17 protein-coding genes are annotated in these 20,835 nt (G+C 72.2%); 12 read left to right on the top strand and 5 right to left on the bottom strand.

Annotation, left to right across the window (positions count from 1 at the left end; translation table 11 throughout):
- Window positions 1-6: 6 nt before the first annotated feature.
- Together scpA and B079_RS0118120 are read right to left on the bottom strand one after the other, a co-directional pair.
- The gene (gene scpA / locus B079_RS0118125; protein ID WP_018547261.1) at window positions 7-2,181 is read right to left on the bottom strand and encodes a methylmalonyl-CoA mutase; all 2,175 of its coding nucleotides are present in this window, start codon (window positions 2,179-2,181) and stop codon (window positions 7-9) included.
- Window positions 2,181-3,983 (bottom strand): methylmalonyl-CoA mutase family protein, encoded by a 1,803-nt coding sequence (locus B079_RS0118120; protein WP_018547260.1) that lies wholly within the window; start codon window positions 3,981-3,983, stop codon window positions 2,181-2,183. The genes scpA and B079_RS0118120 overlap by 1 nt, the downstream gene beginning before the upstream one ends.
- Window positions 3,984-4,221: 238 nt before the next feature.
- Here B079_RS0118120 and B079_RS0118115 point away from each other — a divergent pair, with 238 nt between their 5' ends.
- The 8 genes from B079_RS0118115 (at window position 4,222) to B079_RS0118080 (ending at window position 12,842) form a co-directional block, all read left to right on the top strand.
- Window positions 4,222-4,608, top strand: a complete 387-nt coding sequence (locus B079_RS0118115) for a cell division protein SepF (protein WP_018547259.1) — start codon at window positions 4,222-4,224, stop codon at window positions 4,606-4,608.
- Window positions 4,609-4,760: 152 nt separating this feature from the next.
- Window positions 4,761-6,023, top strand: coding sequence for an AAA family ATPase (locus B079_RS0118110; protein ID WP_018547258.1), 1,263 nt, complete (start codon window positions 4,761-4,763; stop codon window positions 6,021-6,023).
- On the top strand, window positions 6,020-6,364 hold the full coding sequence (locus tag B079_RS0118105) for a nucleotide pyrophosphohydrolase (protein ID WP_018547257.1): 345 nt from the start codon (window positions 6,020-6,022) through the stop codon (window positions 6,362-6,364). The genes B079_RS0118110 and B079_RS0118105 overlap by 4 nt, the downstream gene beginning before the upstream one ends.
- A 210-nt stretch (window positions 6,365-6,574) precedes the next feature.
- Window positions 6,575-7,045, top strand: coding sequence for a DUF6099 family protein (locus tag B079_RS0118100; RefSeq protein WP_018547256.1), 471 nt, complete (start codon window positions 6,575-6,577; stop codon window positions 7,043-7,045).
- Between the two features lie 49 nt (window positions 7,046-7,094).
- On the top strand, window positions 7,095-8,018 hold the full coding sequence (locus tag B079_RS0118095) for an LLM class F420-dependent oxidoreductase (protein ID WP_018547255.1): 924 nt from the start codon (window positions 7,095-7,097) through the stop codon (window positions 8,016-8,018).
- 95 nt (window positions 8,019-8,113) lie between these two features.
- Window positions 8,114-8,647 carry a hypothetical protein gene (locus tag B079_RS0118090; protein WP_018547254.1) on the top strand — a complete coding sequence of 178 codons (534 nt, stop codon included), beginning with the start codon at window positions 8,114-8,116 and terminating at the stop codon, window positions 8,645-8,647.
- Entirely contained in the window at window positions 8,638-10,302 is a 1,665-nt protein-coding gene (locus B079_RS0118085) for a 3' terminal RNA ribose 2'-O-methyltransferase Hen1 (RefSeq protein ID WP_018547253.1), read from the top strand. The genes B079_RS0118090 and B079_RS0118085 overlap by 10 nt, the downstream gene beginning before the upstream one ends.
- Entirely contained in the window at window positions 10,299-12,842 is a 2,544-nt protein-coding gene (locus tag B079_RS0118080; RefSeq protein WP_018547252.1) for a polynucleotide kinase-phosphatase, read from the top strand. The genes B079_RS0118085 and B079_RS0118080 overlap by 4 nt, the downstream gene beginning before the upstream one ends.
- A 21-nt stretch (window positions 12,843-12,863) precedes the next feature.
- Here the strand turns inward: B079_RS0118080 and B079_RS0118075 are convergent, their stop codons facing one another.
- Window positions 12,864-14,231: a PhoX family protein gene (locus tag B079_RS0118075; protein WP_018547251.1), complete on the bottom strand. Its 1,368-nt coding sequence runs from the start codon at window positions 14,229-14,231 to the stop codon at window positions 12,864-12,866.
- 226 nt (window positions 14,232-14,457) lie between these two features.
- Between B079_RS0118075 and B079_RS0118070 the strand changes: the two genes are divergently transcribed.
- The 3 genes from B079_RS0118070 (at window position 14,458) to B079_RS0118060 (ending at window position 18,415) form a co-directional block, all read left to right on the top strand.
- The gene (locus B079_RS0118070; RefSeq protein ID WP_026248822.1) at window positions 14,458-15,681 is read left to right on the top strand and encodes an arginine deiminase; all 1,224 of its coding nucleotides are present in this window, start codon (window positions 14,458-14,460) and stop codon (window positions 15,679-15,681) included.
- A gap of 137 nt (window positions 15,682-15,818) precedes the next feature.
- Window positions 15,819-16,847: an ornithine carbamoyltransferase gene (gene argF / locus B079_RS0118065; RefSeq protein WP_018547249.1), complete on the top strand. Its 1,029-nt coding sequence runs from the start codon at window positions 15,819-15,821 to the stop codon at window positions 16,845-16,847.
- 110 nt (window positions 16,848-16,957) lie between these two features.
- Window positions 16,958-18,415 (top strand): amino acid permease, encoded by a 1,458-nt coding sequence (locus B079_RS0118060; protein WP_018547248.1) that lies wholly within the window; start codon window positions 16,958-16,960, stop codon window positions 18,413-18,415.
- On the opposite strand, the gene B079_RS0118055 is transcribed toward B079_RS0118060, so the two are convergent.
- Window positions 18,375-18,830, bottom strand: coding sequence for an ATP-binding protein (locus B079_RS0118055; RefSeq protein ID WP_018547247.1), 456 nt, complete (start codon window positions 18,828-18,830; stop codon window positions 18,375-18,377). The two genes, B079_RS0118060 and B079_RS0118055, sit on opposite strands and share 41 nt — an antisense overlap.
- Window positions 18,831-19,200: 370 nt before the next feature.
- On the bottom strand, window positions 19,201-20,013 hold the full coding sequence (locus B079_RS0118050) for a PaaX family transcriptional regulator C-terminal domain-containing protein (protein ID WP_018547246.1): 813 nt from the start codon (window positions 20,011-20,013) through the stop codon (window positions 19,201-19,203).
- A 193-nt stretch (window positions 20,014-20,206) separates the two neighbouring features.
- Here B079_RS0118050 and B079_RS0118045 point away from each other — a divergent pair, with 193 nt between their 5' ends.
- The gene (locus B079_RS0118045) at window positions 20,207-20,635 is read left to right on the top strand and encodes a DUF6299 family protein (RefSeq protein ID WP_018547245.1); all 429 of its coding nucleotides are present in this window, start codon (window positions 20,207-20,209) and stop codon (window positions 20,633-20,635) included.
- The last annotated feature ends 200 nt before the right edge of the window (window positions 20,636-20,835 follow it).

Below are 20,835 nucleotides of genomic sequence, written 5' to 3'. Positions count from 1 at the left end.
CGGCGCCTACAGATCGTGGCCGAGATCGGCGGCGAGCCGCTTCACCAGGTCGTGCGCCGCGTCCGGGATGACCGTGCCCGGCGGGAACACCGCCGTCGCGCCCATCTCCAGCAGCGTCGGCACGTCCTGCGGCGGGATCACCCCGCCCACCACGATCATGATGTCCTCCCGGCCCTCCTCGGCCAGCTTCTCCCGCAGCGCCGGGACCAGCGTGAGATGCCCCGCGGCCAGCGAGGACACCCCGACCACGTGCACATCCGCCTCGACCGCCTGCCGGGCGACCTCCTCCGGCGTCTGGAACAGCGGGCCGACGTCCACGTCGAAGCCCAGGTCGGCGAAGGCGGTCGCGATCACCTTCTGGCCCCGGTCGTGCCCGTCCTGGCCCATCTTGGCGACCAGGATGCGCGGCCTGCGCCCCTCGGCCTCCTCGAAGGCGTCCACCAGGGCACGGGTGCGGTCCACGTTCGGGGACTCCCCTGCTTCGTTGCGGTACACGCCGGAGATCGTACGGATCTGCCCCGCGTGCCGGCCGTACACCTTCTCCAGGGCGTCCGAGATCTCGCCCACCGTCGCCTTGGCGCGCGCCGCGCGCACCGCCAGCTCCAGCAGGTTGCCCTCGCCGTCCGCCGCCCGGGTCAGCGCGTCCAGCGCGGCCCGGCACTCGACGTCGTCCCGCTCCGCGCGCAGCCGCCGCAGCTTCTCGATCTGCTGGGTGCGCACCGAGGAGTTGTCGACCTTCAGGACCTCGATCTGCTCGTCGGAGTCCACCCGGTACTTGTTCACGCCGATCACCGGCTGACGGCCGGAGTCGATCCGCGCCTGGGTACGCGCCGCCGCCTCCTCCACGCGCAGCTTCGGGATGCCCGCGTCGATGGCCTGCGCCATGCCGCCCGCCGCCTCGACCTCCTGGATGTGCTGCCACGCCTTGCGCGCCAGGTCGTACGTCAGCCGCTCCACGTACGCGCTGCCGCCCCACGGGTCGATGACGCGCGTGGTACCCGACTCCTGCTGGATCAGCAGCTGGGTGTTGCGGGCGATCCGCGCCGAGAAGTCGGTGGGCAACGCCAGTGCCTCGTCTAGGGCGTTGGTGTGCAGCGACTGGGTGTGACCCTGGGTCGCGGCCATCGCCTCCACACAGGTGCGCGTGACGTTGTTGAACACGTCCTGCGCGGTCAACGACCAGCCCGAGGTCTGCGAATGGGTGCGCAAGGAGAGGGACTTGGCGTTCTGCGGGTCGAACTGCTTGACCAGCTTGGCCCAAAGAAGCCGGGCCGCGCGCAACTTGGCGATCTCCATGAAGAAGTTCATGCCGATCGCCCAGAAGAACGAGAGCCGGGGCGCGAACGCGTCCACGTCCAGGCCCGCTTCCCGCCCGGCGCGGATGTACTCCACCCCGTCCGCGAGCGTGTACGCCAGCTCCAGGTCGGCCGTCGCACCCGCCTCCTGGATGTGATAGCCCGAGATGGAGATGGAGTTGTAGCGCGGCATCCGCTGCGAGGTGTACGCGAAGATGTCGGAGATGATCCGCATCGACGGCTTCGGCGGATAGATGTAGGTGTTGCGGACCATGAACTCCTTGAGGATGTCGTTCTGGATGGTCCCGGCCAACTTCTCGGGCGGTACGCCCTGTTCCTCCGCCGCCACGATGTAGAGCGCGAGCACCGGCAGCACGGCGCCGTTCATCGTCATCGACACGGTCATCCTGTCCAGCGGAATCCCGTCGAACAACTGCCGCATGTCCAGGATCGAGTCGATGGCCACGCCCGCCATGCCGACGTCACCGGTCACGCGCGGATGGTCGCTGTCGTACCCCCGGTGCGTGGGCAGGTCGAAGGCGACCGACAGACCCTTCTGGCCGGCCGCGAGGTTGCGCCGGTAGAACGCGTTGGACTCCTCCGCGGTGGAGAAACCCGCGTACTGCCTAATTGTCCAGGGCTGGTTGACGTACATCGTCGGGTACGGACCGCGCAGATACGGCGCGATGCCCGGGTACGTCTCTAGGAAGTCCAGGCCCTCCAGGTCCCGCCCGGTGTACAGCGGCTTCACCCCGATGCCCTCGGGGGTCTCCCACACCGGCGCACCGCCCCCGGTCGTCCGCTCGACGGCCGCACGCCACTCCTCGGCGCTCCCGTCCATGGCCGGGGTGCCCAGCTCGATGCCGGAGAAGTCGGGGATTCCCATCACGCCACTCCGATTCGGTCCAGGGTCGCGGTCAGTACGGCGACGGCGTCGCAGCCCGCGAAGACGTAACTGTCGACGCCCGCGTACGCGGCGGGGCGGCCCGCCAGGGCCACATGGCGGGCGCCCGCCGCGCGCAGGGCCTCGGCGGTCCGCTCGGCCTCCTCCGCGTACCGGCTGTCGCTGGAGCACAGGACGGCCTCGGTGGCGCCGCTGTCCTCGAAGGTCCCGGCGGTGACCGGTTCGATGCCGCCCGCCTGGAAGAGGTTGGCGGCGAAGGAGGCGCGGGCGGTGTGCTCGGCGGCGGGGCCGAGCGTGGCGAGGAAGACACGGGGACGGGCTCCGGTCGCCGCCAGGTGGGCGTCCGAGCGGGCCCGCAGCGCCTCGTACGCCTCGTCCCGGCGCACGCGCGGCAGCCCGCCGGAGCGCGGCTCGGGGGCGGGCTCGCGCACGACCGGCTTCTCGGCCAGGAACGGGAACTCGCTGACACCGGTGATGGGTTCGCGCCGCTTGGCGAGCTTCGCCGTGCGCGCCTCCCAGGTGTTCGCCAGGTCCTCACCCAGGCGCCCCGAGCGCAAGGCGGCGGCCTGGCCACCGATCCGCTCGATCCACTGGAAGAACTCCCAGCCCGCCCGGGCGAGTTCATCGGTCAGCCGCTCCACGTACCAGGAACCGCCCGCCGGGTCGATCACCCGCGCCAGATGCGACTCCTCCAGCAGGATCGTGGAGGTGTTGCGCGCGATACGGCGGGCGAACGCGTCCGGGAGGCCCAGCGCGTGGTCGAAGGGCAGCACGGTCACCGCGTCGGCGCCGCCGACCCCGGCCGCGAGCGTGGCGACCGTGGTGCGCAGCATGTTCACCCACGGGTCGCGGCGGGACATCATCACCGGCGAGGTCACCACGTGCTGGGCCTGCGCGCCCGGCGCCCCGCACACCTCCGCGACCCGCGCCCACAACCGGCGCGCGGCGCGCAGCTTGGCGACGGTCAGGAACTGGTCGGCGGTGGCGGCGTAGCGGAACTCCAGCTGGGCGGCGGCCTGTTCGACGCTCAGCCCGGCCTCGGTCAGCTCCCGCAGATACGTCACGGCGGTGGCCAGCGAGGCCCCCAGCTCCTGCGCGGCCGAGCCGCCCGCCTCGTGGTACGGCAGCGCGTCCACGGTGAGCGTGCGCAGCCCCGGGTACTCCCCGGCCACCCGCTTCGCGAGCGCGGCCACGGGAGCGAAGTCCAGCGCGGTGCCGGTGCGGGCCTCGTGGCCCAGCGGGTCGGCGCCGAGGTTGCCGCGTACGGCCTCGGGGGCGATGCCCCGCTCCGCGTACAGCCGCAGCAGCGCGGTCGCGGCGGCCTCGGTGTCGGCGCCCGCGTCCAGCACGACGGGGGCGAGGTTCAGATAGACGCCGTCCAGCGTCCGGCCGAGGTCCGCGACGGGGATGCCGCCCTCGCCGAGCACCAGCCAGAGCGAGGTGACGCCGTTCTCCAGGTCGGCCAGGACGGTGCCGTCGCCGAGCGCCGCGTGCCGCTGCCGTACGTCCCAGCCGCCCGCAGTGCTGCCCTCGGGCCTGCCGCCGCGCGTGAACGGGGCGAAGCCCGGAAGGCCGGGGTCGGGGGCGGTGTCGCGCGCGGTGTACAGGGGGCGGGTGCGCAGCCCGTCCTCCAGCGTCGTGGACAGGGCGTCCTCAGCCGCGCCGCCGGAGACTTCCTTGCCGGACTTGCGCAGTACACCCTCGACCAGGCGTTGCCACTGCTCGTGCGTCGCGTCAGGGAACTCGGCGGCCAGGGAGAGCCCGTCGTCAGGCAGGACCGTCATGCTCGGATGTTAGGACAGGGGCTCAGACGGCAGCAGAAGGCCGGGCTGTGACGTTTCCCTCGTTGCGGTTGTGATCCGGGCCTCTGGACGGCCCATGTGACGCCGTGCGCACGGCGGATGGGTCCTGGAGCGGACATGCGGAGGGTCGCACAGTGTGTCGCTGTTGGGCTGAACGGGTGACTTGGCGTAAGAATTGGCAGGTGCAGGCATCGCAAGCGAGTCAGGTCAGGGGGAGCCGGTGAGCCGTTACGACGTCACCGATGAACAGTGGGAAGGGCTCGCCCAGGTCGTGCCGCTGCGGGGCCGGGACGCCTGGCCGTCCGCGGTGAACCACCGCTCGCTGCCGGAGGCCGACACCGAGACCCGCCGCCGTTTCGTCGTTCTGCGGGTCAATGTGTTCGCGGACGCGCGCGACGTGGCCGAGACCCTGATGGCCGGGATTCCGGTGCTCCTCGATCTGTCCAGCGCGGAGACCGAGGTCGCCAAGCGCGTCCTGGACTTCAGCACCGGCGTGGTCTTCGGCCTGGCCAGCGGGATGCACCGGGTGGACCGCAACGTCTTCCTGCTGACCCCGCCCGGGACCGAGGTCAGCGGGCTGATGGGCATGGAGGCGTCGGGCGGCTGAGGCGCCGTCATGGCGTCTCGTGCGTGCGGCTCGTAGGGTCGTAGGACTTGGGCCGGGCGGACGGTGTGCCCGTTTTGACCCGGTCGCCCGATCGTAGGAAGGTCCGAGGGACAAAACGGTTCACCGGTCCGGGGCGGTCCTACGGTCCGCGTATGTCCGTGCCTTCCCCGACCGCTGAGCCGTCCGCCGAGCTGTCCGCGGCGCCGTGCGCCGAGCCGTCCGCCATGCCGACCGCCGTGGTCCCCGCCGCGCCGTCCGTGGCGGACGCCGCACCGGCGGACCCCGGCTCCGGCGCCCTCACCGACGTCCGCGCCCGGATCACCGAGCTGCGGCTGTCCGCCTTCGCCGGGCACCGCCGGGCCGCGTTCCCGCTCGGCGCGGTCACCCTGTTCGCCGGGCCCAGCGGTACGGGCAAGTCGACCGCGCTCGCCGCCTTCGAGGCGCTGGCCCGGCTCGGCGGCGGTGCGAACCTCGCCGAGGTGTTCCCGGACCCGCTCGCCTGGGTGCCGGAGCGGGCCCGCCCGGACCGCGAGGGCCGACGCGGTTTCCGCATCGGCTGTACGGCGGACGGCGTCGCCGGGCCGGTGCTGCTCGACGTCGCGGTCCAGGCCGAGCCGCAGCTCAGGATCGTGGGGGAGCGGCTGACGGCGGGCGGGACGGTCCTGCTGGAGACCGCGCTGCGCGATCCGGCCCGCCGGGCGGTGCAGGCCGCCTGGCACACGGCGGGCACCGCCCCGGTGACCCGCGCCCCGCTCCCCGACGACCGCCTCGGCACCCCGCTGCTGCCGCTGCGCGTGGCCGGGGCGACGGACGGACAGCGCCGGGTGCTGGCGGCGGCCGAGCAGATGGTCGTCGCGCTGCGCTCGGTCTTCCCGTGCGATCCGCGCCCCGAGTTCATGCGGGTACCCGTCCCCACCGGGTCGGGACGGCTGCTGCCGGGGTGCGACAACCTGGCCGACGTCGTCGCCCGCACCCGCACCGAATGCGGACGGCGGCACGCGCTGCTGGTCGAGACGGTGCGCACGGGCTGTGCGGGCCCGGTCGCCGACCTGCTGGCCGAACGGCTCCCGGACGGCACGGTACGGGCACTGCTCGACCGGGGCGACGGCCACCGCACCGACCTGGCCCGGCTCGGCGAGGGCGAGCTGCGCTACATCGCGCTCGCCCTGGTGCTGATGACCGGGCCCGGCGTGCTGGACGTGGACGCGCCGGGGGAGGTGCCCGACGCGCTGCGCACCCTCACCGTGCTGGCCGACGGCTTCGACCGCTGCCTCGATCCCGCCCGGCGCCGCGAACTGCTGGGGCTGGCGGCCCGGATGGGCGAGCGCGGCCATGTCCGCTGTGTCGGGGCGGTGAGCGACGCGTCCTGGGCCTCGGGGACGCCGGGCGTCACGGTGGTACACCTGAGAGGGTGACCGAACGCCCCGATCTCCCCGGACTCCAGCGCAGGCTGGCCGAGTTCGCCGCCGCGCGCGACTGGCAGCCGTACCACACCCCGAAGAACCTCGTCTCCGCGCTCAGCGTCGAGGCGTCCGAACTGCTGGAGATCTTCCAGTGGCTGACGCCCGAGGAGTCCTCCCGGGTGATGGCGGACCCGGACACCGCGCACCGGGTCACCGACGAGGTGGCCGACGTGCTCGCCTATCTCCTCCAGCTGTGCGAGGTGCTGGGCATCGACCCGCTGACGGCGCTCGCGGCCAAGATCGAGCGGAACGAGAAACGGTTTCCGGTGGGAGGCGACGGAGGGGCCGCCTGAGGTGGGCGAGAAAGAGGCGACGACCACTCAATAACCGGACTATCAGACTCCGTTATCACTCTATGGAGTCAATTTCCCTGCCGATTCCGAATTGTTGTCCACAGATTTCCGCCTTCCTCTGGCTTTTCGCACCAAGCGCCCTCACTCTGGGTAGTGAACAGAAGAAGTGCGGACAGATGTACGGCGGCTTCGGCGGACCGGGGGCAGCGGATGGATGCGGTGCGGCTCATCGAGACGAGCAGGCGTGCCCTGGCGGCGGAGGCCGAGGCACCCGAGGGCATGGTGGAGGTGTGGCAGGCACAGGCCCTGGCCCAGGCGATAGGCAGCCGCCTCGCGGTTTCCGGTCCGCCGGAGCTGCGCGGCGAGGCGCTGGGGCTGACCGAGCTGGCGGGCCGCGGCTGCGGCGTCCTCGACCCGCCCGAGCTGGAGTTAGGCGACCTGCGGGCCGCCCAGCTCACCGAACTGGACGACGCCCGGCAGACTCTGCTGTGCCTGTGCGGACTCCTGGGCGAGGTGGGCATCGCCCTGGTCGGCATGGCCAGCGCGGCGGCGGACGAGACGACGTACTGGCAGTGCATGGAGGCCATCGACGCGGCCGACGAGTCCCGCGACCGGGTCCTGGAGATGCTGCGCAAGCTGGCGGCGCGGGAGGAGATGGTGCACGAGAGAGAGGCGGGCTGAGGAGCGTCCTTGCCGCAGGTGGGGCACGGAGGTGTTGCAGGATGGATGTATGGACCTTCGAATCTTCACCGAGCCCCAGCAGGGGGCCACCTACGACACCTTGCTGACCGTGGCGAAGGCCACCGAGGACCTCGGTTTTGACGCCTTCTTCCGCTCCGACCACTACCTCCGCATGGGCAACGTCAGCGGTCTGCCCGGCCCCACCGACGCCTGGATCACCCTGGCGGGCCTCGCCCGGGAGACCCGGCGCATCCGGCTCGGCACGCTCATGACGGCCGGTACGTTCCGGCTGCCCGGCGTGCTCGCCATCCAGGTCGCGCAGGTGGACCAGATGTCCGACGGCCGGGTCGAACTGGGCCTGGGAGCGGGCTGGTTCGAGGAGGAGCACAAGGCGTACGGCATCCCGTTCCCGAAGGACAAGTTCGCCCGCCTGGAGGAGCAGCTGGAGGTCGTCACCGGACTGTGGGCGACCGAGGCGGGCAAGACGTACGACTTCCACGGGACGTACTACGACCTCACCGAGTCGCCCGCGCTGCCCAAGCCCACCCAGTCGAAGATCCCGGTGATCATCGGCGGCCACGGCGCGAAGCGCACCCCGCGGCTCGCGGCGCGCTATGCGGACGAGTTCAACATCCCCTTCGCGTCCGTCGAGGACTCCGCCCGTCAGTTCGGCCGGGTGCGTGCGGCGGCCGAGGAGGAGGGCCGGGCGCCCGACTCGCTCGTCTACTCCAACGCGCTCGTGGTGTGCGTCGGCCGTGACGACCAGGAGGTCGCCCGCCGCGCCGCCGCCATCGGCCGCGAGCCCGAGGAGCTGAAGGCCAACGGCCTGGCGGGCACCCCCGCCGAGGTCGTCGAGAAGATCGGCCGCTACGCCGAGGCGGGCTCCGAGCGGATCTACCTCCAGCTCCTGGATCTGACCGACCTCGACCAGCTGGAGCTGATCTCCGCCGAGGTCATGCCGCAGCTGTCCTGAATTGCGCCCCGGGGACGGTCGGCTGTGACGGTCCTGTGACCGGAACTGTGGCTTCCATCACGGCCCTTGACGGGCCGTGATGGTCCTCTCGGGCGATGGAAGTCCTGCGCTCGATCGTCTTCGCCCTGTTGTTCTTCCCGGCCGCCATCGGGGCCTTCATCTGGTGTGTGGTTCTGCTCGGCAAGATCCTCTCCGTCGCGCTCCCCGGACGCCGCCCCGACTGGCGGGACAGCCTGCTGCGCTGGGGAGCCGGGATGGCGGGAGCGGCGGCGGTGATCCTCTACTTCCTGGGCGCCGGGAACGTCGCGATGTCCGTGAACGAGTCCTCCCACGGCGCGGACTCCACCCCCGCCCACGAATGCCGGGACGCCTACCCCATGGACCGGCTGCGCGGCCAGCGGGGCTCCTACTTCCCCCTCGGCTTCGACTGCGTCCTCGACGACGGCAGCACCGGCTCCAGCACGAACGGCTACTTCTGGCTCAACACCTCCATCGCCGTCTCCGCGTTGACCTCCTTCGGACTGGTGATCACCATGGGCGGGATCGCCGAACACCGCGCCCGCGTCGCCCTGCGAAAACCACTGGTCACCACGGTGGACAATCCACCAGACTCGGACACGTGTTCCTGACGATCTCCACGCGCGGCACCGCCGCCCTCCCGGCCACCGACCTCGGGTATCTGCTGCACAAGCACCCCGATCACGCCCAGACGTTCACCACCTCGCACGGTACGGCGCACGTCTTCTACCCCCAGGCGGACGCCGAGCGCTGCACGGCGGCGCTGCTCCTGGAGATCGATCCCGTCGCGCTCGTCCGCAAGGGCAAGGGGAAGGGCCGGGGCGGCGCCCCCGACACCGCGCTCGCGCAGTACGTCAACGACCGCCCCTACGCGGCCTCCTCACTGCTCGCGGTCGCCCTCAGCTCGGTCTTCTCCAGCGCCATGCGCGGTGTCTGCAAGGCCCGCCCGGAGCGCGCCACCGCCCCGCTGCCGCTGCGCGTCGAGCTGCCCGCGCTGCCCGCCCGAGGCGGCGCGGAGCTGGTACGCCGCCTCTTCGCGCCGCTGGGCTGGACCGTGGGCGTCGAAGCCGTCCCCCTGGACACCCAGTTCCCTCAGTGGGGCGACTCGCGCTACGTCCGGCTCGTCCTGGAGTCCGACACCCTCACCCTGGCCGAGGCGCTGCGCCATCTGTACGTCCTGCTCCCGGTCCTGGACGACGCCAAGCACTACTGGGCCTCCGCCGACGAGGTGGACAAGCTGCTGCGCGCCGGTGAGGGCTGGCTGGCGGACCACCCCGAGCAGAAGCTGATCACCAGCCGCTATCTCTCCCGCCGCTGGTCCCTGACCCGGCAGGCGATGGAGCGCCTGGAGCTGGCCCGGCTCGCCGAGGCGGACGACAGCGAGGTCGAGGACATCGACAACGCGGTGGCGCAGGAGACGCAGGAGTCCGAGGAGTCCGAGGAATCCGGAGGCGAGGACGGCACGGGCGGCACCGGGACGGGAACCGGCACCGGCGGCATCGAGCCCGGCACCGGCACCGGCGGCACCGCGACCGGCGTCGCAGTCCGCACCGGGCCCGAAGCGGGTACTCCCGCCGCCGACCCCGCCACCGAAGCCGACGGTACCCCCACCGCGGCCAAGCCCGTCCCCCTCGCCGTCCACCGCCGCGAGGCCATCCTCGCCGCCCTGCACGAGTCCGGCGCCGCCCGCGTCCTGGACCTCGGCTGCGGCGAGGGCACCCTGCTGCGCGCGCTGCTCCAGGAGCCCCGGTTCACCGAGATCGTCGGCATGGACGTCTCCGCCCGCGCCCTCGCCATCGCCGCGCGCAGGCTGAAACTGGACCGCATGGGCGAGCGCCAGGCGTCCCGCATCACCCTGCTCCAGGGCTCGCTGGCCTACACCGACAAGCGGCTCACCGGCTACGACGCCGCCGTGCTCAGCGAGGTGATCGAACACCTCGATCTGCCCCGGCTGCCCGCCCTGGAGTACGCGGTCTTCGGCGCCGCCCGCCCGCGCACGGTCCTCGTGACGACCCCGAACGTCGAGTACAACGTCCGCTGGGAGTCGCTGCCCGCCGGACACGTCCGGCACGGCGACCACCGCTTCGAGTGGACCCGCGCGGAGTTCCGCGCCTGGGCGGAGGACACGGCTCAACGGCACGGCTACAGCGTCGAGTTCCGTGCCGTCGGACCCGACGACCCCGAGGTGGGGCCGCCCACCCAGCTGGCCGTGTTCCACCGGCACACCACCCCGCAGGAAGAGAAGAAGGAGGCGAAGGCGGCATGACCGAGAACAGCGAGGGGCGCGTGCTGCCCGTCACCGACCTCTCCCTGGTGGTGCTCGTCGGCGCCTCCGGCTCCGGCAAGTCCACGTTCGCCCGGCGGCACTTCAAGCCCACCGAGGTGATCTCCTCCGACTTCTGCCGGGGTCTGGTCTCCGACGACGAGAACGACCAGAGCGCCACCCGCGACGCCTTCGACGTCCTGCACTACATCGCGGGCAAGCGGCTGGGCGCCGGGCGCCGCACCGTCGTGGACGCCACCAGCGTGCAGCCGGACGCCCGCCGTCAGCTGATCGACCTGGCCAGGCAGTACGACGTGCTGCCCATCGCCATCGTGCTCGACGTGCCCGAGGAGGTGTGCGCCGAGCGCAACGCGGCCAGGGCCGACCGCGCCGACATGCCCCGCCGGGTCGTCCAGCGGCACACCCGCGAACTCCGGCGCTCGCTCAGGCACTTGGAGCGCGAGGGCTTCCGCAAGGTGCATGTGCTGCGCGGTGTGGAAGAGGTCGAGCACGCCACCGTCGTCACCGAGAAGCGCTTCAACGACCTGCGCCACCTCACAGGACCGTTCGACATCATCGGCGACATCCACGGCTGCTCCGCCGAACTGGAGTCGCTGCTGGCCAAGCTGGGCTACGAGGACGGTGTGCACCCCGAGGGCCGTACCGCCGTGTTCGTCGGCGACCTGGTCGACCGGGGGCCGGACTCCCCGGGCGTGCTGCGCCGGGTGATGGGCATGGTCCGCGGGGGCAGCGCGCTGTGCGTGCCGGGCAACCACGAGAACAAGTACGGCCGACACCTCAAGGGCCGCAAGGTCCAGCACACCCACGGCCTCGCCGAGACCATCGCCCAGATGGAGGGCGAGAGCGAGGAGTTCAAGGACGAGGTGCGCCGCTTCCTGGACGGCCTGGTCAGCCACTACGTCCTGGACGACGGCCGGCTGGTCGTCTGCCACGCGGGCCTGCCCGAGAAGTACCACGGCCGAACCTCGGGCCGCGTCCGCTCGCACGCCCTGTACGGCGACACCACCGGCGAGACCGACGAGTTCGGCCTGCCCGTGCGCTACCCGTGGGCCGAGGACTACCGGGGCCGTGCCGCCGTGGTCTACGGCCACACCCCGGTCCCCGAGGCCACGTGGCTGAACAACACCATCTGCCTGGACACCGGCGCCGTCTTCGGCGGCAAGCTCACCGCGCTGCGCTGGCCGGAGCGCGAGGTGGTCGACGTACCCGCCGAGCGGGTCTGGTACGAACCGGCCAAGCCGCTGCGCACCGAGGCGCCCGGCGGGCGTGACGGGCGTCCGCTGGACCTGACGGACGTGCGCGGACGCGGTGGCGTGGAGACGCGGTACCTGGGCCGGGTCACGGTCCGCGAGGAGAACGCGACCGCCGCCCTGGAGGTGATGAGCCGCTTCGCCGTCGACCCGCGCCTGCTGCCGTATCTGCCGCCCACCATGGCGCCGACGCCCACCTCTCGGGAGGGGGGCTACCTGGAACACCCGGCCGAGGCCTTCGCGCAGTACGCGCGGGACGGGGTCGCACGGGTCGTGTGCGAGGAGAAGCACATGGGCTCGCGGGCCGTCGCCCTGGTCTGCCGGGACGCGGAGGCCGCGCGCGAGCGGTTCGGCGTCGAGGACGGGCGCACCGGCTCGCTCTACACCCGCACCGGGCGCCCCTTCTTCGACGACGAGAAGGTGACCGAGGAGATCCTCGGCCGACTGCGCTCGGCGGCCACGGAAGCGGGCCTGTGGGACGAACTGGCCACCGACTGGCTGCTGTTGGACGCCGAGCTGATGCCGTGGTCGCTGAAGGCGGGCGGGCTGCTGCGCCGCCAGTACGCGGCCGTGGGCGCCGCCTCCGGGGCGGTGTTCCCGGACGCGCTCGCCGCCCTGGAGTCGGCCGCCGCACGCGGCGCCGAGGTGACGGACCTGCTGGAGCGGCAGCGTGAACGCGCCGTGGACGCCGCCGCGTTCACCGACGTCTACCGCCGCTACTGCTGGACCACCGACGGTCTTGAGGGCGTCCGTCTGGCACCCTTCCAGCTGCTCGCGGTGCGGGGCCGCAGCCTCGCCGGACTCCCGCACGACGAGCAACTGGCCCTGCTCGACCGGCTGGTGGAGCACGACTCCAGCGGACTGCTCCAGACCACCCGGCGCCTGTACGTCGACACCGGCGACCCGGAGTCGGTCCGCGCGGGCACCGACTGGTGGCTGGAGATGACCGGGCGGGGCGGCGAGGGCATGGTCGTCAAGCCGCTCGGCGCCCTGGTCCGCGACGACCAGGGCCGCCTGGTGCAGCCCGGCGTCAAGTGCCGGGGCCGGGAGTACCTGCGGATCATCTACGGTCCCGAGTACACCCGCCCGGACAACCTCGCCCGCCTGCGGCAGCGCTTCCTGAACCACAAGCGCTCCCTCGCGGTCCGCGAGTACGCCCTCGGCCTGGAGGCCCTGGACCGCCTCGCCGACGGCGAGCCGCTGTGGCGGGTGCACGAGGCGGTCTTCGGGGTGCTCGCGCTGGAGTCGGAGCCGGTGGACCCGCGCCTGTAGCGACCCGGGTCCTGGTGCGGCCTACCCGTGCCAGGGCCCGGTCACCGCGAACGTGGTGCCGGGCGTGTAGCAGTTGACGTACATCGTCTCCCCGTCCGGCGAGAAGGTGACGCCCGCGAACTCGCCCCACTCCGGCTGCTCGGGCGTGCCGATGTTCTGCCTGCCCCGGGCCATCGCGTACACCTCGCCGCCCCGGGTGACGCCGAAGACGTGCTGGGCGCCGTTGCCGTCCTCGCACACCATCAGGCCCCCGCTCGGGGCGAGGCAGATGTTGTCCGGGGACTCGCCGGGCAGCTGGACGTCCGTGTCCGGGCCGAAGACGATCACCAGGGTGAGACGGCGCCGGTGCGGGTCGTAGCGCCAGATCTGGCCGTAGTGGTCGGCGGCCGAGCCCTCCGCGCTGTGGGCGAAGGACGACACGAAGTACACCGAACTGCCGCCCCAGTAGCAGCCCTCCAGCTTCTGGGCGTGGGTGATGCCGCCGGTGCCGTAGTCCTGGAGCCGGGTCGGGGTGACGGCCGCCAGCGGGTCTGGGACGTCCACCCACTCGATGCCGTCGAAGCTCGCCCCCGTCTCCTGCACCGTCGACAGATCGGGTACCCCGGGTACCCGCATCGCCTGGAGCCGGCCGCCCGCGCGCAGCGAGCCCACTCCGCCGAGCGGCTTGTGCGGCAGGAAGCGGTAGAAGAGGCCGAAGGGCTTGAGGAAGGCGTCCTCCGTCTCGTAGACGACGCCGGTGCGCGGGTCGATCGCGATCGCCTCGTGCTGGAAGCGGCCCATCGCGGTCAGTGGGACCGCGCCGGTGCGGTGCGGGTCGGTGGGGTGGACCTCGAAGATGAAGCCGTGGTCCTTGGTGTGGCCGTTGTCGCCCGCCCGGTCCTCGGTCTCCTCGCAGGTCAGCCAGGTGCCCCAGGGGGTACGGCCGCCCGCGCAGTTCACGGCCGTACCGGCGATGGCCACCCGCTCCGACAGCACCCGGTTGCGGGAGTCCAGCTCCAGGGCCGTACAGCCGCCGTGGCCCTCCGGGTCGTAGGTGAGGCCCTTGACGGCGGGCACCCGGATCTTCGCGGTCGGGCGGTTCTCGTGGTTGCGCACGAGGTGGGTGCGTCCGCCCCGCCCGGCGAAGGCGGCCATGCCGTCGTGGTTGGACGGCACCGGGCCCTCGCCGGAGCGCAGCGGGGCGCCCTCGCGGGAGAGCACCCGGTAGCGGAAGCCCTTCGGGAGGTCGAGCAGCCCGTCGGGGTCGGGGACGAGCGGGCCGTAACCGGTACGGCCGAGCGAGCGTGCGGCGGCGGTGCCCGCGAAGAGTTCGGAGAGCGCGCCGGTGAAGACGATGCCCGCCCCCACCGCGCTCGCGGAGGCCAGGACCTGACGTCGTGATGCGGACATGCGGGAGCAACCTTCCTGCTGGCGGACAGGAACACGTGCGTTCCGCTGTGTGTACCACCGCGCACGGATCACGGGAACCACGCGTGCGTCACCTGTCACTCTCCGCGCACACGTCACGCCCGGCCCCCGCCGGTCGCCCCCGTCCGATGCGACCCACGGCGAAAACAGGGGCGCGCAAACGGTCGGGAAGCGCGTGAACCCGGTCGCGGACGGCCAGGATGAAGGCATGGCATTCCACGTCGATTCCGAGGCCGGACGGCTGCGCCGGGTGATCCTCCACCGCCCCGACCTCGAACTGAAACGGCTCACCCCGAGCAACAAGGACGCCCTCCTCTTCGACGACGTGCTGTGGGTGCGCCGGGCGCGCGCCGAGCACGACGGGTTCGCCGACGTGCTGCGCGACCGCGGGGTGGAGGTCCATCTCTTCGGCGACCTGCTCACCGAGACCCTGGCCGTCCCCGAGGCCCGCGCCCTCGTCCTGGACCGGGTCTTCGACGAGAAGGAGTACGGCCCGCTCGCCACCGACCATCTGCGCGCCGCCTTCGACGGGATGGCCCCGGACGCGCTGGCCGAGGCGCTGGTCGGCGGCATGACCAAGCGGGAGTTCCTGGAGGCGCACGCGGAGCCCACCTCGGTCCGCTTCCACGTCATGGACCTGGACGACTTCCTGCTCGGCCCGCTGCCCAACCACCTCTTCACCCGCGACACCTCGGCGTGGATCTACGACGGTGTCTCCATCAACGCCATGCGCTGGCCCGCCCGGCAGCGCGAGACCGTGCACTTCGAGGCGATCTACCGGCACCACCCGCTCTTCCGCGACGAGACCTTCCGTGTCTGGTCGCGCGGCCAGGCCGACTACCCCTCCACCATCGAGGGCGGCGACGTGCTGGTGATCGGCAACGGCGCGGTCCTCATCGGCATGAGCGAGCGCACCACCCCGCAGGCCGTGGAGATGCTGGCGCACAAGCTGTTCGCGGCGGGCTCCGCGCGCACCATCGTGGCGCTCGACATGCCCAAGAGGCGGGCCTTCATGCACCTGGACACCGTGATGACCATGGTCGACGGCGACACCTTCACCCAGTACGCCGGGCTCGGCATGCTGCGCTCGTACACCATCGAGCCGGGCGTGGGCGACAAGGAGCTGAAGGTCACCGACCACCCGCCGGAGCACATGCACCGGGCCATCGCCGCCGCCCTCGGCCTCGGCGAGATCCGCGTCCTCACCGCCACCCAGGACGTGCACGCCGCCGAACGCGAGCAGTGGGACGACGGCTGCAACGTCCTCGCCGTCGAACCCGGCGTCGTCGTCGCCTACGAGCGCAACGCCACCACCAACACCCATCTGCGCAAACAGGGCATCGAGATCATCGAGATCCCGGGCAGCGAACTGGGCCGGGGCAGAGGCGGCCCGCGCTGCATGAGCTGCCCGGTGGAGCGCGAGGCGGTGTGACGCGAGGCCGTGTGACGCGGGGCCTGATCGGCGGACCGTTGTGAGACTCCGCATCATCATGCCGCGAAATGAATAGCCATGCCGCGCCTCGTATAGAATTACCGCAGTCCCCGCACCCGTACCCCTGGAGCGCCCCCATGGCGACAGTCCCGACCGTCCTCGCCGGCCGCCACTTCCTCAAGGAGATCGACTTCTCCGCTGAGGAGTTCCGCGGTCTGGTCGAGCTGGCCGCGGAACTGAAGGCCGCCAAGCGCGCCGGGACCGAGACGCGGCACCTGACCGGCAAGAACATCGCGCTGATCTTCGAGAAGACCTCGACGCGCACCCGCTGCGCGTTCGAGGTCGCCGCCGCCGACCAGGGCGCCCACACCACCTACCTGGACCCGGCGGGCTCCCAGATCGGGCACAAGGAGTCCGTGAAGGACACCGCCCGGGTGCTCGGCCGGATGTACGACGCGATCGAGTACCGGGGCCACGGCCAGGGCGTCGTCGAGGAGCTGGCCGCCCACGCGGGCGTCCCCGTCTACAACGGCCTCACCGACGAGTGGCACCCCACCCAGATGCTCGCCGACGTGCTCACCATGACCGAGCACAGCGACAAGCCCCTGGACGAGATCACCTTCGCCTACCTCGGCGACGCCCGCTACAACATGGGCAACTCCTACCTGGTCACCGGCGCCCTGCTCGGCATGGACGTACGGATCGTCGCCCCCCGCGTGCTGTGGCCGGACGAGACGATCGTCGCCCTGGCCCGCCAGCTCGCCGGAACCTCCGGCGCCCGCGTCACCCTCACCGAGGACGTCAAGCAGGGCGTGCACGGCGCCGACTTCGTCGCCACCGACGTGTGGGTGTCCATGGGCGAGCCCAAGGAGGTCTGGGACGAGCGGATCGCGCTGCTCGGCCCGTACGCCGTCACCATGGACGTGCTGCGCGCCACCGGCAACCCGGACGTCAAGTTCCTGCACTGCCTGCCCGCCTTCCACGACCTCGGCACCACCGTCGGCCGCGAGATCTTCGAGCGGCACGGACTGACCGAGCTGGAGGTCAGCGACGAGGTCTTCGAGTCGCCCCACTCGGTGGTCTTCGACGAGGCCGAGAACCGCATGCACACGATCAAGGCGGTGCTGGTGGCGACGCTCGGCGATATCTCACAACCCCTTGCGTGACCCGCCTCACCTGGCCTTATCCTGACCGACGGCCTGGCCCCACCCCCGCCGCGCCGACGCAGCGGCCTCACCCGGGCCGTCCGCACCACCCAGAAACGAGCACCACCCCTATGCCCGCTCCCCGCATCAAGTCCCCGCAGCTGCTCGTCGCCGAATCCGGCGCCGACCGCGAGGGCCACGGTCTGAAGCGCACCATGGGCCTCTTCCAGCTCATCTGCTTCGGCGTCGGCGCCATCGTCGGCACCGGCATCTTCGTCGGCCTCTCCTCCTCCGTCGCGCAGGCCGGTCCCGCCGTCGTCATCTCGTACATCCTCGCCGCGATCACCTGCGTGTTCACCGCCTTCTCCTTCGCGGAGCTGGGTGGCGCCATCCCGGTCTCCGGCTCCTCGTACTCCTTCGCCTACGCCGGTCTCGGCGAGACCACCGCCTTCCTGGTCGGCTGGTGCCTGCTCCTGGAGTACGGCGTCTCCATCTCGGCCGTCGCGGTCGGCTGGAGCGAGTACGTCAACGAACTCCTGCACAGCCTCATCGGCCGGCAGATCCCGGACGCGCTCTCCGCCGGACCCGGCGACGGCGGCATCGTGAACCTGCCCGCCGTCATCGTCATCGCCATGGGCGCCGTGCTGCTGGTGCGCGGTGTGCGCGAGAGCGCCCGGGCCACCGCCGTCATGGCCGCGGTCAAGCTGGTCATCCTGCTCGCGTTCTGCGCCATCGGCTACAGCGCGTTCAAGGACGGCAACCTCACCCCGTTCTCCCCGGCCGGGCTCGGCGGCATCGGCGCGGGCACCACCGCCGCGTTCTTCTCCTACATCGGCTTCGACGCGATCACCACGGCCGGTGAAGAGGCCAAGAACCCGCGCCGGGACATCCCCGTGGCGATCCTCGTCTGCATGGGCCTGGTCACGCTGCTGTACTGCGCGGTCGCCCTCGCCGCGATCGGCGCCATCGGCGGCAAGGAGGTCGGCAGCCGCTCGGCCGCCCTGTCCTACGTCGTCAACCAGGTCACCGGCTCCGCCGTCGGCGGCGGTGTCATCGCCTTCGGCGCGGTCGTCGCCATCGCCTCCGTGGTCCTCGCCGTGATGTACGGCCAGACCCGCATCCTGCTGTCGATGTCCCGCGACGGCCTGGTCCCGCGCGTCTTCGAGAAGGTCTCCCCGAAGACCGCCACGCCGGTCGCGGGCACCCTGATCGTCGCTGTCGTCTTCGCGGTCCCGGCGGCCTTCGCCTCGCTGGACTCCACGGTCAACCTGTGCACCATCGGCACGCTCGCCATCATGGCCGTCGTCAACATCGCGGTGATCGCCCTGCGCCGCCGCCAGCCGGACCTCAAGCGCGGCTTCCGGGTGCCGCTGTACCCCGTCGCCCCGCTGCTCGGCATCGCCTTCTGTCTGTACCTGATGTACGAGACGGGCTGGCGGACCTGGGCGCAGTTCGCGGTGTTCCTCGTGGTGGGCCTCGGCGTCTACTACGCCTACGGGCGCCGGCACTCCCTGATGGCCAAGGGCGCGGGCACCGAGGCCCCCGGCGTCACGCCGAGCGACGCTGAGCGGGAACCACAGGCAGTCTGAACCAGACCGCCTTGCCCGACGAGGTGGGGCGGTGACCGCAGGACGAACTGAGGGCGCGGATCAGCAACAGGCCGCGCCCTCCCTCCTGCCAGGGGTCGGGCTCCTCGATCACGGGCCGGGTCAGATGGCCCGGCGGCGCCGGGTCCGGGTCGTGCACCTCGACCTGGCAGCCGCTCGGCCGCAGCTCCACGACCAGCTCGATCGGGCCGCTCCCGGCGGTGTGCTCCACGGCGTTGGCCACCAGCTCGGCCGTGAGCAGCTCCGCGGTGTCGCAGTCGGCCGTGTGCTCCACCCCGGCCAGCGCCGACCGCACCAGCGCGCGCGCCACCGGCACCGCCGCGGCGGTGTGCGGCAGCGCGATGCGCCAGGAGGCCGATTCGGTGGGGCGTTCGTGCAAGGCGAGTAGTCCGTTCATGGAGCAGGCTGTCCTGCTTTCGACTGTAGGAAATGGTACGGGCCCGCCCTCGCGGACGGTCGGCCGCCGCCGGGCGGTGCCCGAGGGCCCCGCCACGCCGTCGCCTACCCGCCCGGGAACCCCGCCGCACCCGCCCGTGCCAGCCGTTACGGCGTTGTCGAACCCCGGTGACACGTGTGACGAGACCGGGTTCGAGGGACGATCCGGCCGCACGCACGTGACGACATTCACAAACGATCCGGGGGCGGACGAGGTCACTTCCGTACACGCGCGCGCACGAGGCGTGGGCGCGGTCACTCCCCGCGGGCAGGGGTTCACCCCCCGGCGCGGACGGCTCCGGGCAGCGCTGTCACGCCGCGCCGCCCTCGCCTCACACTCCGGCGAACCCGGCCCCCGCGTCGCGCAGCCGCTCGTGCAGGGCGCGGAAGACCTCCGCCGAGGCGAGGCCGGGCCAGTCGGCGGGCAGCAGCCGGGCGGGCAGCCCGGGGTCGGCGTAGGGCAGGTGCCGGAAGGAGTCCAGGGCGAGCAGATAGTCGCGGTAGGCGTCCTCGGGCGGGGTGTCCGCGCGCTGCCGCCAGGCCCGCAGCACCGGCTCGTGGGCAGCCAGGAACCGCTCGTGCTCCTTGGCGATCGCCGCGAGGTCCCACCAGCGGGCGACGGCCTCGGCGGTCGCCGCGAAGCCGAGGTGATCGCCCCGGAACAGATCGACGTACGGGTCCAGGCCCAGCCCGCTCAGCACATGCCGGGTCTCCTCGTACAGCCGCGCCGGAGCCACCCACACCCCGGGCGCCGCCGTGCCGAAGCCGAGCGCGGCCAGCCGTGAGCGCAGCACGTGCCGCTTCTGGCGCTCCGACTCGGGCACGGAGAACACCGCGAGCACCCAGCCCGCGTCCTCGGCGGTCCCGGCGGCGCGGGTGCGAAGGTCGCTGTCCTGAAGCAACTGGCGTGCCTCGGCGGAGAGTTCGTACCCGGCGGCGCCCTCGGCCGTACGGGCGGGCAGCAGCAGGCCGCGGCGCTTGAGCCGGGACACCGAGGAGCGCACCGAAGGGGCGTCGACGCCGACCGCGGCCAGCAGCCGGATCAGTTCCGCGACGGGCATCGGACCCGGCAGAAAGCGGCCGTACGCGCCGTAGAGCGTGACGATGAGAGACCTGGGGGCGTGCTGCTCGGACACGTTGATCATTTTAGATCTTCGACATCAGTGCTGGTCACCACCGGTGTGACGGGCGGCTGGTACGCCCGGCCCAGTGACGTGCCACCGCTCGGGTGATGATCGCGCCCGGCCCCGGGGCGCCCGGCACCGAGGGGGAAACCCATCCCAGGAACCACCCCCTCGAACCCGACTGGCCCCTTGAATCCGACCGGGAGGCACCCCCATGTCCGTACGCCCCGCCCTCGCCGCCGTGCTCGGCGCCGCCGCGCTGCTGTGCGCCCTCGCCGCACCGGCGGCCGTCGCGGCCCCGTCCGAGACCGTCACCGTCGACCCGGTCGCCACGATCGAGGAGGACGGCACCGTGACGCTCTCCGGCACCTACCGCTGTCTGTCCGCGACCGGCCCGGTGTTCGTCAGCTCCTCCGTCGACCAGGACGACTCCCGTGTGAAGTACGGCATCGGCGGCACCCGGGCCACGTGCGACGGCATCCGGCACCGCTGGACCAACACCGGCCAGGTCCCGGACGACGCCCTGCTCCCCGGCCCGGCCCATGTGGAGGCGACCGTCACCGAGCTGCACCCCTCGGGCCTCGCCTTCCTGCCGGTGTTCCACGCGAGCGGCGAACGGGACGTGACGCTGGTCGAGGACTGACCCGCCCGGGTCGGCCGAGCGTGCGGCAGCGTCCCGGCCGGGGCGCGCCACCTCCGCCGCTCGGCCTCCAACTCCCCGCGTGCGCACCGGAGATGGGGATCGTCACCGGTGCGCCTCCGTATCCGTGGACGTTGCGGCTCTCCTCGCCCCGGCCGAACTCCAGGCCGGTTCCGGCGAGTTGCGGCGTGTGCCGCTGCTCC

This window comes from Streptomyces sp. LaPpAH-108 (assembly GCF_000373625.1).
In the GTDB taxonomy this organism is placed as follows: Bacteria; Actinomycetota; Actinomycetes; order Streptomycetales; family Streptomycetaceae; genus Streptomyces.
This window is presented reverse-complemented; position numbering and strand designations above follow the sequence as displayed.

What these genes read in the sequence shown, in the direction of transcription:
- scpA (WP_018547261.1), bottom strand. Translation starts at nt 2,181, where the DNA reads ATGGGAATCCCCGACTTCTCCGGCATCGAGCTGGGCACCCCGGCCATG.
- B079_RS0118120 (WP_018547260.1), bottom strand. Translation starts at nt 3,983, where the DNA reads ATGACGGTCCTGCCTGACGACGGGCTCTCCCTGGCCGCCGAGTTCCCT.
- B079_RS0118110 (WP_018547258.1), top strand. Translation starts at nt 4,761, where the DNA reads ATGTCCGTGCCTTCCCCGACCGCTGAGCCGTCCGCCGAGCTGTCCGCG.
- B079_RS0118100 (WP_018547256.1), top strand. Translation starts at nt 6,575, where the DNA reads ATGGATGCGGTGCGGCTCATCGAGACGAGCAGGCGTGCCCTGGCGGCG.
- B079_RS0118095 (WP_018547255.1), top strand. Translation starts at nt 7,095, where the DNA reads ATGGACCTTCGAATCTTCACCGAGCCCCAGCAGGGGGCCACCTACGAC.
- B079_RS0118090 (WP_018547254.1), top strand. Translation starts at nt 8,114, where the DNA reads ATGGAAGTCCTGCGCTCGATCGTCTTCGCCCTGTTGTTCTTCCCGGCC.
- B079_RS0118080 (WP_018547252.1), top strand. Translation starts at nt 10,299, where the DNA reads ATGACCGAGAACAGCGAGGGGCGCGTGCTGCCCGTCACCGACCTCTCC.
- B079_RS0118075 (WP_018547251.1), bottom strand. Translation starts at nt 14,231, where the DNA reads ATGTCCGCATCACGACGTCAGGTCCTGGCCTCCGCGAGCGCGGTGGGG.
- B079_RS0118070 (WP_026248822.1), top strand. Translation starts at nt 14,458, where the DNA reads ATGGCATTCCACGTCGATTCCGAGGCCGGACGGCTGCGCCGGGTGATC.
- argF (WP_018547249.1), top strand. Translation starts at nt 15,819, where the DNA reads ATGGCGACAGTCCCGACCGTCCTCGCCGGCCGCCACTTCCTCAAGGAG.
- B079_RS0118060 (WP_018547248.1), top strand. Translation starts at nt 16,958, where the DNA reads ATGCCCGCTCCCCGCATCAAGTCCCCGCAGCTGCTCGTCGCCGAATCC.
- B079_RS0118055 (WP_018547247.1), bottom strand. Translation starts at nt 18,830, where the DNA reads ATGAACGGACTACTCGCCTTGCACGAACGCCCCACCGAATCGGCCTCC.
- B079_RS0118050 (WP_018547246.1), bottom strand. Translation starts at nt 20,013, where the DNA reads ATGATCAACGTGTCCGAGCAGCACGCCCCCAGGTCTCTCATCGTCACG.
- B079_RS0118045 (WP_018547245.1), top strand. Translation starts at nt 20,207, where the DNA reads ATGTCCGTACGCCCCGCCCTCGCCGCCGTGCTCGGCGCCGCCGCGCTG.